16 protein-coding genes are annotated in these 12,949 nt (G+C 59.3%); 8 read left to right on the forward strand and 8 right to left on the reverse strand.

Annotated features, from left to right (window positions below):
- Positions 1-66: 66 nt before the first annotated feature.
- Positions 67-1,110 carry a hypothetical protein gene (locus X750_RS01000000163230; RefSeq protein ID WP_156932428.1) on the reverse strand — a complete coding sequence of 348 codons (1,044 nt, stop codon included), beginning with the start codon at positions 1,108-1,110 and terminating at the stop codon, positions 67-69.
- A 1,246-nt stretch (positions 1,111-2,356) separates the two neighbouring features.
- Between X750_RS01000000163230 and X750_RS142795 the strand changes: the two genes are divergently transcribed.
- Positions 2,357-3,070: a hypothetical protein gene (locus X750_RS142795; protein WP_023748225.1), complete on the forward strand. Its 714-nt coding sequence runs from the start codon at positions 2,357-2,359 to the stop codon at positions 3,068-3,070.
- 698 nt (positions 3,071-3,768) lie between these two features.
- Here X750_RS142795 and X750_RS1000000165960 read toward each other — a convergent pair.
- A complete protein-coding gene (locus X750_RS1000000165960) occupies positions 3,769-4,068 on the reverse strand; it encodes a hypothetical protein (RefSeq protein WP_156932429.1) in 300 nt (99 codons plus the stop codon).
- Between the two features lie 678 nt (positions 4,069-4,746).
- On the opposite strand from X750_RS1000000165960, the gene X750_RS1000000167625 reads away from it, so the two are divergent.
- On the forward strand, positions 4,747-4,833 hold the full coding sequence (locus tag X750_RS1000000167625; RefSeq protein WP_348524486.1) for a hypothetical protein: 87 nt from the start codon (positions 4,747-4,749) through the stop codon (positions 4,831-4,833).
- A gap of 58 nt (positions 4,834-4,891) precedes the next feature.
- Here X750_RS1000000167625 and X750_RS142790 read toward each other — a convergent pair whose 3' ends face one another.
- The 3 genes from X750_RS142790 to X750_RS142775 form a co-directional block, all read right to left on the reverse strand.
- Positions 4,892-5,194, reverse strand: coding sequence for a DUF1330 domain-containing protein (locus X750_RS142790; RefSeq protein ID WP_023670645.1), 303 nt, complete (start codon positions 5,192-5,194; stop codon positions 4,892-4,894).
- Between the two features lie 195 nt (positions 5,195-5,389).
- The gene (locus tag X750_RS1000000167100; protein ID WP_245271893.1) at positions 5,390-5,830 is read right to left on the reverse strand and encodes a hypothetical protein; all 441 of its coding nucleotides are present in this window, start codon (positions 5,828-5,830) and stop codon (positions 5,390-5,392) included.
- A gap of 484 nt (positions 5,831-6,314) precedes the next feature.
- Positions 6,315-6,851, reverse strand: coding sequence for a VOC family protein (locus tag X750_RS142775; RefSeq protein ID WP_050588805.1), 537 nt, complete (start codon positions 6,849-6,851; stop codon positions 6,315-6,317).
- Positions 6,852-6,988: 137 nt separating this feature from the next.
- Between X750_RS142775 and X750_RS142770 the strand changes: the two genes are divergently transcribed.
- Positions 6,989-7,339: a LysR substrate-binding domain-containing protein gene (locus X750_RS142770; protein ID WP_280805596.1), complete on the forward strand. Its 351-nt coding sequence runs from the start codon at positions 6,989-6,991 to the stop codon at positions 7,337-7,339.
- A 550-nt stretch (positions 7,340-7,889) separates the two neighbouring features.
- Here the strand turns inward: X750_RS142770 and X750_RS0133410 are convergent.
- The 3 genes from X750_RS0133410 to X750_RS0133415 form a co-directional block, all read right to left on the reverse strand.
- Complete coding sequence (locus tag X750_RS0133410; RefSeq protein ID WP_031243249.1) at positions 7,890-8,078, reverse strand: hypothetical protein; 189 nt, start codon at positions 8,076-8,078, stop codon at positions 7,890-7,892.
- Positions 8,068-8,292 carry a hypothetical protein gene (locus X750_RS142765; protein WP_023670653.1) on the reverse strand — a complete coding sequence of 75 codons (225 nt, stop codon included), beginning with the start codon at positions 8,290-8,292 and terminating at the stop codon, positions 8,068-8,070. The genes X750_RS0133410 and X750_RS142765 overlap by 11 nt, the downstream gene beginning before the upstream one ends.
- Before the next feature lie 590 nt (positions 8,293-8,882).
- A complete protein-coding gene (locus tag X750_RS0133415) occupies positions 8,883-9,407 on the reverse strand; it encodes a class I SAM-dependent methyltransferase (protein WP_023748228.1) in 525 nt (174 codons plus the stop codon).
- An 819-nt stretch (positions 9,408-10,226) separates the two neighbouring features.
- On the opposite strand from X750_RS0133415, the gene X750_RS0133420 reads away from it, so the two are divergent.
- The 5 genes from X750_RS0133420 to X750_RS1000000167425 all read left to right on the forward strand — a co-directional run.
- Positions 10,227-10,418, forward strand: a complete 192-nt coding sequence (locus X750_RS0133420) for a hypothetical protein (RefSeq protein ID WP_023740327.1) — start codon at positions 10,227-10,229, stop codon at positions 10,416-10,418.
- Positions 10,419-10,875: 457 nt separating this feature from the next.
- Entirely contained in the window at positions 10,876-11,634 is a 759-nt protein-coding gene (locus tag X750_RS1000000167105) for a pilus assembly protein TadG-related protein (RefSeq protein WP_245271894.1), read from the forward strand.
- Positions 11,604-12,305 (forward strand): hypothetical protein, encoded by a 702-nt coding sequence (locus tag X750_RS1000000167110; RefSeq protein ID WP_245271895.1) that lies wholly within the window; start codon positions 11,604-11,606, stop codon positions 12,303-12,305. The genes X750_RS1000000167105 and X750_RS1000000167110 overlap by 31 nt, the downstream gene beginning before the upstream one ends.
- Positions 12,306-12,309: 4 nt before the next feature.
- Positions 12,310-12,741 (forward strand): TadE/TadG family type IV pilus assembly protein, encoded by a 432-nt coding sequence (locus X750_RS142755; RefSeq protein WP_023690708.1) that lies wholly within the window; start codon positions 12,310-12,312, stop codon positions 12,739-12,741.
- The coding region (locus X750_RS1000000167425) for a TadE/TadG family type IV pilus assembly protein (protein WP_032904753.1) at positions 12,731-12,949 on the forward strand (219 nt) is incomplete at its 3' end. The genes X750_RS142755 and X750_RS1000000167425, both read left to right, overlap by 11 nt.

Below are 12,949 nucleotides of genomic sequence, written 5' to 3' on the forward strand. Positions count from 1 at the left end.
TGCCAAATCGAGGCCGCTTTCGCTGCGTAGCTCTGCAATGTGGGCGTCGAACTCATTGAAAAGAACTTACCCATCCTCGTCCCTGAAGGTCAGAAACAAACCCACTTCAGCCTTTGCGCCAGTGGAGCGAAAACCTGTAATCCAGCCTAGGGGCTTTGAGAGCGGTATCCTGACCCAGTTGTCGCCACTGTGACGCGCTGGCAACTGGTCGGAATGATCGAATTGAACGTGGTCTATGAACCGTTGCCAGAACGCACGATTGACGCTTCGCCGACTGCCGCTTTCCGGATCAACAACGCTCTCGATCGTTTCGCTGGCTTCTGAGGCGCCGATTTCCTGCGTCTCCAGCTGGAGCGGCACGCCGCCGCCGTCGACCAAAACTCTTTGCTGAAGGACTTTAGTCCGCAAGGGCACTATTGGTAACACGACAATGGTACCCGAAGCCGCCTGCCACAATTGGATCTCAAGCAGTGTCAGCTGAGCTAGGCCCGCACCTTGCGAATTAAGATGTTCGGCAATCGCGTGCGTGTCCGAGCGAATGCCATCTCCGGCAATGATGAGCTGAAAGTCACCCAGCTTTAGCGACCGCGTTACCGCATCCACGAATGAAGCCTCTTCAAGATCTGGCCACCGGAGCTTCGCCGCGGCAAAGATTGGGTTCGGCTCATGGGATGGCAGCTTGCGTTTAATCCGTGCGGTCAGATCACCGAAGCTCCAGCGTCGCAGCAGCGCGGCATATTCCAGGATTTGCGCCAACACCTCCCGTCGCGCCTGTGGGTTGCGCCAAAGCTTGCACTCAATAATGACCAGTCGGCCGGTCCTTGCGACGCCCAGAATATCCGCGAACACTGTCCCGCCCGCTCGAGGAATGGCGAGTTCCCGGCATAAAGGCACGACATCGCCAAAGCTGCCTTCAAGGCGGTCGGCCACGATCAACTCGGGATGCCGAAACAGCAAATCTTGTAGCCAATGCTCGTCATAAGCATGCTGCGAAAAAGCATTCGAAACTGGCACTCGCCCTCGGGCAGGCGTTTGGTTTGGCATCAGCGAGCGACGGCCCAGGGGCTCGGGAACTGTTGAACTGAAGCCAGAAAATAACAAGGCACTCATTCGAAGGTCACCTTCTCCAATATGCCACCTAGAAATCGTCGTCGAAGATATTTCGATTATATTGGCAGACGTTCACCAGACTTGTGAGGTGGACTTGCGCTCGATCGGGAACGACAGTCAACTCGAATTGTCGAGTCCATTTCCCCTAGGTGAGCGAATTGGGCCACGGCGCCAAATGTCTCATAATATGCAGTCGGGAACATAGCCGGGTGGCGGCGCAAATCGCGTATGCCGAACAATAGAAATCCGGACAGAGTTTCCGGACACAGCACCTGCGAAACAACCCGCTGTGCTACGGCCGCCACAAGCTGTCCGAAAACGGTCGATTTCTGGACATCGCAATGTCGTGTGTCGTAACGCGCTATCTCGGCTCGAGGACCAATTCAGGTACGCTCCTGACATTAGCTATTGAGCATAGATCCGTGCGTCCCGGAAAGCGGACGCGGCACGATCCGGGTTAGGCGAGTAAGATACGCTCGATGACGGCGGCGCGCGCGGAACCGTCGCAACCAAGGATGAAGCTGTTGCTGGAGCCGAGCGGGCATTCACGCGGCCATTGCCGGAGCAGATCGGCGCTAGGACGGCCCAGCAGACCTTGTCGCGGGGGGACACTTTGCCGCTGGCGGGCCGCTGGGCTCGACCGGTGAGACTCAGCGCCGTCCGGCAAACAATATGCGCAGGACTGCCAATGCCAACAAATCGTACAAACGGAGGAAGGAAGCGATCTAACCAGCTATCGCCATTTCCGATGCGAACGCCTAAGCCTTTTATGAGACCTAAGCGCAGCTTGCAGGCCGCAGCATGGTCCCAATTTGGGACGAATAGTTTGGCACCCATATTGCACCCACATCTTTCGCCGGCTGATCCCCGGTCGTGATCGCGTACTCTGATCAGGTGTAAGGCTCGCCGGGCTCGAGGTAGTTGGGGTCTTCGCCCGGCGAGTTGTCTACCAATGCGCAGTCACAGCCACACGGTGACGCCATACTCCGAAATGCCGCAAGCATTCCGCGGTTGTGCATCGCCGGACCAAGGTCCGATCGGTATGGGACTTCAGTCGCGCAAAAGGCCGATACGGTCTGCGACTCCGAATTTTTTGCTAGATTTCAGAGGGTTACAAAGCGCTTCGCAGTCGTCAGTCGCTCATTGCAACAAGCATTTATCTAAAGTTCATTCAGTCGAATTAGGAAACTTTTATAAGCCGCTCTATAACGAATCGGCGAGGTGGCTATTCGCCTGAGGAGGTACCATGACATCCCGAAAAACCCTTTTGGCAGCGCTTGCCGCGCTTGCGCTAGTGACCGCTCCTGCTTTCGCTGGCGCGGGTGGAAACGGTGGTGGTCACGGCAATGGCGGTGGTCACGGCAATGGCGGTGGTCACGGTAATGGCGGTGGTCAGGGCAACGGTGGCGGCAAGTCCGGCAACAGCGCTTCGCACGGCAAGTCGGCATCGGCTCACGCCGGAAAGAAGGCCTCGGGCGAAGACCAGGTCGCCGTCGACGACATTGAGGTCGCCGCGACGCCTAAGGACAAGAACATTCACGCCAAGCTTGGCCGGCTGAACTCGCTGCAGCGCAACATCAACGCATATATGAACTCCAAGAGCAAGAAATTCGCCGGCATTCAGGCTTATGTGACAGCGTCGGCGGCCGCCAAGGGCGCCCAAGCCGCGGTGGATGCCGCCCAAGCCGAAGTCGACGCGTTGAACGCCAAATTGAACGACCCGAATACTCCGGCCGACCAAGTCCCGACCCAGGAGCAGATCGATGCAGCGCAGGCGGCGCTCGATGCCGCCAATATAGCGGCGGCCGATGCTGCTGCCGCCGTCCCATCGCTGGATGACGCGCTCGCCGATATGGCCAACAAGCCGGTCGACGCCAAGGTCACCGAATGGGCCAACGGCGTGCTTGCCGAGAAGATCGACGAGATGGCTGCCAAGCAGACTCCCGGGGCAACGCCGTAAGGCGGTCACAGCCGAGCGATCGTAGCCGAACGTCCAAGCCGCCGGGTCACACCCCCGGCGGCAGGGCGACGACGAGCTTGCCACCTTATTCTCCTCTTTGAGGGCGACCCTAAACAAGCGGAGTCGCTACCGACGCGGAGGAACAAAAGTGCCGAAATACCGTGTTGAGGAGATCGCAGCCGATGCCGTGACGGCCACCCACACCGTCAACGCGAAAACTCCGATCAGGGCGGCGCGCGAAGCGGCGGAAGGCGACGTCATTCTACGCCCGGCCACATCTTCGAATACAGCTCAGCCTGTAGGGCGGTCCATACCCGGCTGGCCGCGGCTCACGCTGGTTTCTTGAAACGCACCATGCCGTCGACCTCGATGAGTTCGACTATTGACCCGGACCAGGGTTCTCTCGGTCTGGTTTTGAGCGAGGGGGGAAGCAATACGATTTCCTGGACGTGCCGCTTCAGGCGTTTGTCGCGTTCAAATCTGCCTTCACCAAGGGCCGCTATTCAACAATCACATCCGCAACCAACTATGCATTCCGGCTTGCCCAAGAAAAGGCTGCAGGCTCCTTGGACGATTAAGGGAGGTGCTTTCAGAAAAAGGGCCCGCGCTGATCGAAGGGCGCGGGCCGGTCCGTTGCCGCCGGTCGGCAGCGGGAGGCATCCATTCCGGCCGGTGCAAACCGGCCCCTCCCGCCACAATTAGCAACCTTCGGCAGTCGTTTTCATCTGTCCAGGGGCTGCGGACTTGGCACTGGTGTCATCCTGTTGACCAGGAGCGGCCTGCTTGGCACTGCCACTCTGCTGGCCCGGCGCACAGTCCTTCGCTGAGTTCGAATTGATCGACTTCGTTGTGGTCGAATCCGTGTTGTTATCTGTCGTCGGCATCGTTGTGGTAGTGGAGGAGCCACTCGACGTCGTCCCTGTTGTCCCTGTCGTCCCCGCCAACGCAAGCCCGCTGGAAAGAGCCATCATGGCAGTGGCAAAAAGAAGCCGTTTCATTCTTCATCTCCTAATGGCAAGTAATGTCCCTTCCATTCGATAACGGGGGATGCGAAGGATCGGTTCCAACGCGACCTTGTCTTGACCGGCAGCTTTGGGGCGGCCGTTAGCGGACTGGCAGCCTTCACGCGGCGGATCTTCGGTAGCTGACATTCCGGCTAGCGCGGACATCGCCTTCCCATGGGCAGAAATTAGTCTCCTGGGGCCCGCCCACGTTTCTCTCAAGCCTCCGATTTCATGGCCGACAGGTTATCACGATGTGTCTGAAGGTGCAGAAGCTGATCGTGCCCCTTGGTTGTGCAGCCCTTCAGCCGTGGGCCAACCTCCCAACACCCTTGAAAAGGACTTGAAGTCGTCCCGCACCGGAGCGAACGTCTTCGCATGATCGGGATAACACGGCGGTCACGAGACACCTGACGAGTTGAAGGAATGGGAGCGACGCTCCCTGGAAGGCGACTTCTCGCAAATGCCGCGTCCCTTCCGTTGGCGTCAGTCAGCGCGCTTTGCGCATTTCATGAATGGCTATAAGGAGGCGGGCGGTTTGATCAATTCGCTCGTCTGCACCGCAGAATTGCCAGAGATGTCCTGGACGGCCGTTCGCCGTGGTACGGAAGCGCGCGGGACTTTATGGCTCTGGCTGAGGGCGTCCTTGACGGCCTGTGCGAAGACAACGCGAGGATGGAGGGCATCAATACAGCACCCGCGTTCCGCGACGCCTTCATGTCCAAACGCTGCCTGATCCCTGCCGACGGCATCTCGCCGTGAGGAAGAAATGACGCTGAGGACGCCAACTGTCGTCGGGTCCGCTGGCCGCGCTTATGGGTCACGCCGCAGGCGTTGCAATCCCTTCTAAAGCGATGATCCTGGTGTTAGCGGAACGTTTGCGGATCTCGATCAGCCGGGCGTATTCCGGCGAATTATACCAGCCCATCAATGACGCCATGTCGGGGAATTCGACAATGACCAGTCGGTGTGGATCCCAATCACCTTCCAAAACCTTGGTGGCGCCACCGCGGCCCAGGTACCGCCCACCGTACCGCTCTTCGGTAGCGGGAACGTCCCGCCGATATTCCTCGAACAAGGCAGCGTCTTTTACGTCTACATCCGCTATCAGATAGGCAGCCATCTGTGTTTCCTCCTTAGACCTAGCTCGCCCTCCTCGGCTTCGGCGTCGTCGGTCCGCACCCTAACGACGATCTCCGTGGCGACATCCAGCGCCAGCGCGCTTTTCGATGATTGTTGGCGCTGCCACGGCTTTCCTTCTTTCGCATGGTTCGCAAAGATTAGCATGATCGCATGCTCTCGTGTCTGGCGGTCTCCCTCAAAGCGTCATCGAGCGCCCTTCAGATGAGACACCGCCGTCTCGACAGGTAGGCTCGGCAGGGTTCGGTATTTCTTCGGTTCTTTTCAACCAAAGCTTGTCGAAAAGCGCGAGTGAAAATAGGAAATATGCAACCTGAAAGATGATAAAAATCAGCAAGGTCCATGCAAGGGACTTCCAGAACGAATCGGTTGCTAGGTAAATCCAGGTCGCTACCACGGTCGACGTGGCAAACATCCCAATCAGCAATCCCGGAAAAAACATCATGTTCAATGCCGCCCCATAGCTGGACCGACCGGTCTCACGTCTACTCCCCAGAAGAACGTAAGATTTCACTAAATTAGTAATTGCGCAAGCACCAATGGCCAGAACCAAACCTTCCGAACAGCTTTCCCGGGCTGAAATCGAGCGCTTCCTGGCGGCAGCCGAAGCGCTGCACAAGAGCATNACCTTCCGAACAGCTTTCCCGGGCTGAAATCGAGCGCTTCCTGGCGGCAGCCGAAGCGCTGCACAAGAGCATATTCGGGTCGCTGTGCGTACCACAGCGAGCATGCCAAGCTCTGTGAGGTCCATCGACCCCTTTTGAAGGCGATCGAGAACATCACCGGCCACAAGGCGCAGTTCATCCAAAGGAACGGGACAGGGCCGTCTCAGCCGCGCGGGAGCCGTCTGGCTAGCCGCCGGTCAAGTCCTATAAGCTCGGATGCGAAGCTTCGCTTCTCTTCCCGCAGGGTATTGCGATGCATTTTAAGCGCTTGAGTTTGCCGACGGTCTTCTCGAAGCGTACACTTTGATACCTGGGGTGACGAAGCCCGCCAGCCGAACGGTTGCCCTCCGCTCGCAGCCAACCGGCTCCGTGGCTCGGTGAATGGCTAGCACTGTCGCAGCAGTCCTCCGAACGCAGCCCGCCATGGCGGTGGCCGGCTTAGCAGTCTGATGCCCCCTCGCGGGCGAGATTGTCCACGTCGAGCGGATTGCTGACCAGTTTCAGCGCGCCGTCCGGGTTGCGCGGCCATTCCGCTTCCGGGCGATCCCAATAGAGTTCTACCCGTTGCCGGGGATCGCGCACATAGATCGCCTCCGAGCCGCCATGGTCATTCGCGCCGGTGAGCGTCACCCCTGCTGCTCGCAGGCGGCGCAGCGCAGCCGCCAACGCCGCCCGTGTCGGATAGAGAAAGGCGACATGGTGTAGGCCCGTCGTGCCAATCGGGGGCGCGGCGCCGCCGCGGCTTTTCCAGTTAGTGAGCGCCAGATGATGGTGATATCCGCCCGCCGCGAGAAAGGCAGCCTCCTCGCTTAGCGACATGGTGACGCCGAACCCGAGGGCACCGCAATAAAAGGCTAGCGATCGCTCGATGTCGGCCACGTTGAGATGGACGTGACCGACCCGAACGCGCGGGTTGATGGCATATTTTTCGACGACGCTGGCGGCGTCATTGGGATTGATCGATTGATCGTTCATGGCCTCCGCTCCCCTGCTGGCGATTTCCACAAGCGAAATCATCGCGCAAATGCATTGCCCGGAAAATATGAGATGACTGGAATGAGCATCCCGTTTTCTGCATAATCCGGGAATGCGCATCGACGAGATATGTTCGGCTGACGGCGTCAGTGGATATCGCGCAGACGCTTCTACCGCCTGTTATTGCAGCGTTCCGTAAGGCTTATCCGGCGGTTGCCTTTGATCTCGTCGTCACCGACCGCGTTGCCGATCTCGTCGCCGACGGCATCGACCTCGCCGTGCGCGTCGGCCCGTTGCGCGATTCCAGCCTGATCTCACGCGCTTTCGTGACGGGTCCTTCAGGACTGCTTGCTTCCCAGGCCTACCTCGACCGCCGGGGCACGTCTCACTGGAGCAACTCGAACATCACGATCTCATCGCCCTCAGCAAGGCATGGGCGCGACCGCTGCCGATGCTGGCGGGCGACCGGAAGATCGGTGTTGACCTGACAGGGGGCCTCGCCTGCGATGATCTGCTAACGGTGAGGGCGCTCGTGGCGATGGGATTGGGCATCAGCTTTCTTCCAGGCTATCTCGCCCACGGTAGGGGCAAAAGGGCATAGGCGATAAGATAGGTATTGCCCTGCGGAATCCGGTGGGATTCTAACTGGGATGACACATGAATTGCTTGCAGACGACGGTTGGGCCGAGACGATTGAGCTTCTCGGCGGCGAAGATTTGCTTACGCGGAGCGCCCGCGAGACGAAGGCGTTCCTGCGTCCGCAGGGCGTTCAATCGGCGCCCGATTGTTGCGCCTGACGCGCGGCGGCTTCTCGACCAAAATCCATCTGAAGACACCTAACGCGTTCATTTGGACAGCGACGCATTACTTGGCCCGCCGGCTCACGCTGGCGGGCTTTTTTGCGTCAGTCGGGAACAACCTCGCTCTGAGGCTGTTCGGTCACACCCGGCTCGTTCTTCAGCGATTCCTGCCGGTGACCAAGATGTCCTCTCCACTCGTCATGGTCGGCCCGCGCAGCCTCGGAAGCAGGCGCGGGCCTCATTCGCCGTCATTGCTGTGTTCTCGGTGCGCAACCGCTTCTTTGAATGCGCGTGCTGCTGCATCGCAAGCGACACGTGAGGAGCCGTTCACGGACAGGATGATTTCGGCTGCCTTCACGGTCAAACCGTGTTTTTCGGCGAACTCTGCGGCTGTGTATGCGAGTTTTGTTTTTTCGCTACTCCGCATTTCTGACTCCATAGATCTCTTGCGCCTCGTGCAAGCTCTGTCGGGCCTGTTGCAGTGATCGATGCAAGTTCGCCAGCAATTCGTCGGCGTCGGCCGTCGGACTGCCTTCGTGATCCAGTAAGCCGACGATAATATCCTGCTTGGAAACGATGCTCTCGTTGTGAACGAGTTGGCCCATAAAATACATGAGCCGGCTCTGTGCCGGTGTGGGCATGGGCCTTCTCCCAAGTAGTCGGGCGAAAGCCTGATGATCGCTCCCAAGCGCCTCGTGCCTGTTTGTTTTTGATTTTTCGAGGCGACCGCAGCAGTGTGCGCTCGTTAGCAGGCAATGGCAACCGGCCAGGCAATTGCAGCATCCACGCTGCGCACGCCGCCCTGACCGCGCGTGCCGGTCCCCTGGCGTCGGTCGGCCGCTACTTCAGTGTTTCTGGTTGACAATCGTGGCGGCCTCACTGCATTTTTCGCGTTGAGGGACAAACGTGGGGACCCTGCATGAAGAAGCCTTATCAGAAGCCTGAATTAAAGAAGCGCGAGAAGCTCTCGGCCGTAACGGCTGTGTGCACGCCATCAACCTGCACCGATGAGTGACAACATTTAGACCGGCGCTTTGCCGAATTCGCTAGAGAGGGACTGCCGTGAAGAAAGAATACAGCAAGCCAGTACTGGCCAAACGTGGGCGTCTCAGCGCAGTGACAGCGCAATCGGCACCCAGTGTTGAACCCAGAGCAACTTAGGCAAACTACGGCCCTGCAACAAAGCTCACTTACTTCGGCGGTGGGCTTTTCCGCGTCTAGGTGCCGAAACTTATCTTCGTATGCCTGTCACAACGAGCCAGGCGGTTTCCGTGCTCGGTCTCCGCAACTCAGGGTCGCTGAACCCTACATCTCGCAAGGCAGCAATCACCTCATCCGGCTCGCGAGGTGTAAAAATGTCGGCCGGCATGTTCATCCGGTCCATATGCGCCTTCGGGAGGAAGCCAAGCACGACGCGACCGCCTGGTTTGAGGACGCGAGCGAGCTCTGCGGATCCAGCTCTAAGGCTTTGCCAGAAGTACACTGTGTGGACGCTGAGAGCCTTGTCGAATGTGCTATCCGGCAAGGGCAAGTCCTCGACTAGCCCGGTTCGGAACTCGGCTCGTCCGGCGCGCACTGCATCGGCGAACCGGTGGGAGGCAGCGTTCACGACATCCTGCGAGCGATCAACACCGCAAACGAATGCTGCCTCACGGAGAAGTTGCGGCAGTAAAACTGCGCCGCCGAAACCGACCTCCACGGCGCGATCTTCCAGGACCAGTTGCAATTCATCGAGAGCGTAGCTTGAGCCGAGCATTGCCCCGGTTCATTCCGGCCCGGACCAGCCAGCCGCCGATTCCGGTCGGCCAAGGACAGTGGTTTCGCTATAAATCGTGGCGCCATCCGATCCCACCCGTATTCGGGTCATCTAGCCACCATGCGCCTACAAGCGGCCGCCCCACAAACGCTGCTTCGATAGCGATGATCAGTTGGGTTGTGCTGCGCTCTTAGGCGTCGAATTCCAGCGGCTGGTGGACCGGTTGCTCGTGCCACATCACTCGGCGGGAATCGCGACGGTCTACCTTTTGCGCGCAAATGGGGCGCGCATAGAAATGCTCTTCCCAGTCAGGTCATGTGGCTTGCCGGGCATGGGCGGTCCGAGGTCGGCTATTCTGGTCATGCCCGACCGAACCCGTCGCAGCGGCAAAAGTTCCGGAAAGGCGTGCCTGTTGCCCGATCGCCCGCTCGCATTTTTTGTACCATATATTCGCGGCTTCCATTAGCATCCTCTCATGGCAACTCTGCGGTACGGCGTAAGGCGGGAACCGGATGGGACGTGGACGGTATTCGACGTGTTCACCGGGCTGCCGGCTATTGTAGCGGGCCACCCATCTGTCGACCTTCCCGACATCGAGTATGCCGAAGAACTGGCGGCCATCCTGAATGCCAACGACCTAAAGCAGAGGCTATCTCACGGAAGGTTCCCGGGAGGGTTCGCCTGACTGAGGTGTGATTCGCCCGGCTTCGTACTGCCCATCCAGGGTGGTTCGTCCGATCCGAAAATCCATTTGTTATTGAACTGCCGACTACCAGGGTCTTAAATCGACTTGCCATTGCTTTTCGTAGGGAGGATGTGATGAGCAACGTGGTGCCAATCCGCAAGGCGTTGCCTCGCGTGGAAGTGGTCGGAGCCAGTGGCGAATGGGTCGTGCGCATCATAGAGACCGACCAGGAAATTACACGCTCATTCGGCCTGGAATCGTTTGCGCTGTCCTTCGCTGAAGGCCAGCGGATACGGCTACATCTCGACAAGGTTGTGCGGCTTTAGGACCCTCCTGCGGCTGGGTAACCTCAGGGCCGCGACGGTGATGGCCCATGGATGTGCTTGAACAGGAGATTGCCGATCTCCTGCATTGCCGTCATATCCGGGTAAGCCGCTAAACGGAGACTTCACCGCAGACGCTGCCGAGCAGCGGGATCAACACGAAGCTGTCATCCCGAAACTTGCTTACGGTGGTGATCGTGAAATCTTCTGCTCGACAAGCCACACCCATGAGGAGAATGCTTCCGCTGTCCGAACTCACGACTTGGCAATTTGGCGCATGAGCGAAGCGCGATCGACCCAAGATACGCGTGTGTGCGGATCTAGGACTCCTGTCGAGGCTCAATAGCGGAACAGCCGCGCAGCCATGTGGCTCCCAATCACGGACGGTCAGATTGCGACCCAAAGCTGCCGGTCGGCAATGCGCCTCCATTGGCCGTAGTGATGACGCCGCATGAAGCACATGCGAGGCGAGGAGGATTTGCAGCACACCTGTTTCGTCTGGCAGGTCGGACTTCCATCGAATCGGAATGGGTTTTTTACACATTCGTTTATCTATTCGTGGTTTCTAATACATATGGCATCCAACGCGTTCACCCGGATTTGGTTTGCTTTGAGCCGCCTAAGGCGCGCCACGAACGGTAACGTTGCCGTCATCGTTGCCTTCACCTTGCCGGTCGTGGTTGGCGGCGCCGGCCTCGGTATGGAGACATCCTTCTGGTATTACAGCAGCCTTAAGCTGCAGGCCGTTGCCGATGCCGCGGCCTATGCCGGTGCGCTCGAGAAAGTCGCGGGTTCCGACAACCCGACCATCATCGCCGCCGCCACGCAGTCCGCGACTTCGAACAATTTCGCCACGCCGGGCACGATCCAGGTCAACACGCCGCCATTGTCCGGCCCGAACACCGCAAAGAAGGCGGTGGAGGTCATCGTCAAGCAGAACCTCGATCGCTACTTCACGGCGATTTTCAACCAGGCGCCCGTTGCCGAACAGGCAAGGGCGGTGGCGCTGATCAATGACGCCTCCAAAGCTTGCGTGCTGGCGCTCAGTCCGTCGGCCTCCCAGGCTGCGCTCTTTTCCGGCAACACCACCGTCAACCTCACCGGCTGTTCGGTCATGTCGGACTCGATTGCCTNCAGGCTGCGCTCTTTTCCGGCAACACCACCGTCAACCTCACCGGCTGTTCGGTCATGTCGGACTCGATTGCCTCGGACGCCATAAAGACGCAGGGCTCGGCGGTGCTCAAGGCCGACTGCCTGATCACGGTCGGCGGCATGGTGCTGAACAATCCAGCGACCACAGTCTGCAAGTCCAACATCACCCGAGCCTTGCCGGCAGCCGATCCTTTCTCCGGCTTGGCGACGCCGACAGCCGGCAACCCTTGCAAGAATGTCAACGGCAACAAGACGTCGCAAACACTCCAGCCTGGCACCTACTGTAGCGGCATGAGCCTCAGCGGCAACGTCACCCTGCAGCCCGGCGTCTACGTCGTGCAGGGCGGTATGAAGGTCAACGCCAACGCGGTCGTCGCCGGCAGCGGGGTAACCATCTTCATGGCAGGCAGCAACACCGTCAGCATGAACGGCAACGCCAAGGTGACGCTGAGCGCGCCTACCTCCGGAGCCTATTCCGGCGTGCTGTTCTACGGCGACAGGACCGGGACTGCGGCACAGAGCACCTTCAACGGCACAGCGGACTCGCTTTTGACCGGCGCCATCTATTTTCCCAGGCAGCAGGTCAACTACCTTGGCAACTTCTCGGGGAACGGTGGCTGCACTCAGGTCGTCGCCGACACTATCCAGTGGTCAGGCAGTACGACGATCAAGCAGAACTGCAAAGGCCTCGGGATGGACGACATTCCGGCGGCACTGTCCGTTCAGCTTGTCGAGTAGCGGGATGGGTGGGCGGACCTTGCGCATTGTCCGGGACAAATCCGGGATAGCCGCCGTGGAGTTTGCCATGTTGCTGCCCGTCCTGTGCTTGGTCTGCCTCGGCATCGCCGATGGCTGGTCCTACGTGACGAGTTACCTGCAGATGCGCGCGGGCGTCAAAACCGCGGCCAATCTCGTGATGGCCGGCGCGTCCAATGACACCGGGACGCAGGCGGTCGCGCTTTCGAGCTGGAACGACAAGCCCGAGGACGCCGCGGTCGTGCTGGTCCGCTCCTATTTGTGCGGCGCCACGGTCGTGGATGAGACCACCATCTGCGGCGGAAAGAAAATCTTCGTCCAGATAACGGCGACGGGCACCTGGGTGCCCCCGTTTAACTTCGGTGTCTTCCCGGACCCGCGCGCGATCAGTCATCAGCAGGTTATCCGTGTCCGCTGAAAGGATCGGATCCAGGTGGCGCCGTGACTGCTCCGGCGCAGCCGGGCTGGAATTCGCCTTGATCGCGCCTTTCCTGGTGATGCTTTTGTTCGGAATCTTCGCCTTCGGCTGGGCCATGAATGCCGTGTCGACCGTCCGCTATACACTGGAAACCTCTTCCCGGGCGCTGCAGCTGAACAACACGCTTTCGCAGAGCGACATCCAGGCC

The organism is Mesorhizobium sp. LNJC391B00, from assembly GCF_000502535.1.
In the GTDB taxonomy this organism is placed as follows: domain Bacteria; phylum Pseudomonadota; class Alphaproteobacteria; order Rhizobiales; family Rhizobiaceae; genus Mesorhizobium.

Coding starts and splice junctions, on each gene's coding strand:
- X750_RS142775 (WP_050588805.1), bottom strand. CDS start 6,851: ATGAACGATCAATCGATCAATCCCAATGACGCCGCCAGCGTCGTCGAA.
- X750_RS1000000167110 (WP_245271895.1), top strand. CDS start 11,604: ATGTCGGACTCGATTGCCTCGGACGCCATAAAGACGCAGGGCTCGGCG.
- X750_RS142795 (WP_023748225.1), top strand. CDS start 2,357: ATGACATCCCGAAAAACCCTTTTGGCAGCGCTTGCCGCGCTTGCGCTA.
- X750_RS0133420 (WP_023740327.1), top strand. CDS start 10,227: ATGAGCAACGTGGTGCCAATCCGCAAGGCGTTGCCTCGCGTGGAAGTG.
- X750_RS142790 (WP_023670645.1), bottom strand. CDS start 5,194: ATGGCTGCCTATCTGATAGCGGATGTAGACGTAAAAGACGCTGCCTTG.
- X750_RS142755 (WP_023690708.1), top strand. CDS start 12,310: ATGGGTGGGCGGACCTTGCGCATTGTCCGGGACAAATCCGGGATAGCC.
- X750_RS1000000165960 (WP_156932429.1), bottom strand. CDS start 4,068: ATGAAACGGCTTCTTTTTGCCACTGCCATGATGGCTCTTTCCAGCGGG.
- X750_RS0133410 (WP_031243249.1), bottom strand. CDS start 8,078: ATGCGGAGTAGCGAAAAAACAAAACTCGCATACACAGCCGCAGAGTTC.
- X750_RS0133415 (WP_023748228.1), bottom strand. CDS start 9,407: ATGCTCGGCTCAAGCTACGCTCTCGATGAATTGCAACTGGTCCTGGAA.
- X750_RS142765 (WP_023670653.1), bottom strand. CDS start 8,292: ATGCCCACACCGGCACAGAGCCGGCTCATGTATTTTATGGGCCAACTC.
- X750_RS01000000163230 (WP_156932428.1), bottom strand. CDS start 1,110: ATGAGTGCCTTGTTATTTTCTGGCTTCAGTTCAACAGTTCCCGAGCCC.
- X750_RS1000000167625 (WP_348524486.1), top strand. CDS start 4,747: ATGGAGGGCATCAATACAGCACCCGCGTTCCGCGACGCCTTCATGTCC.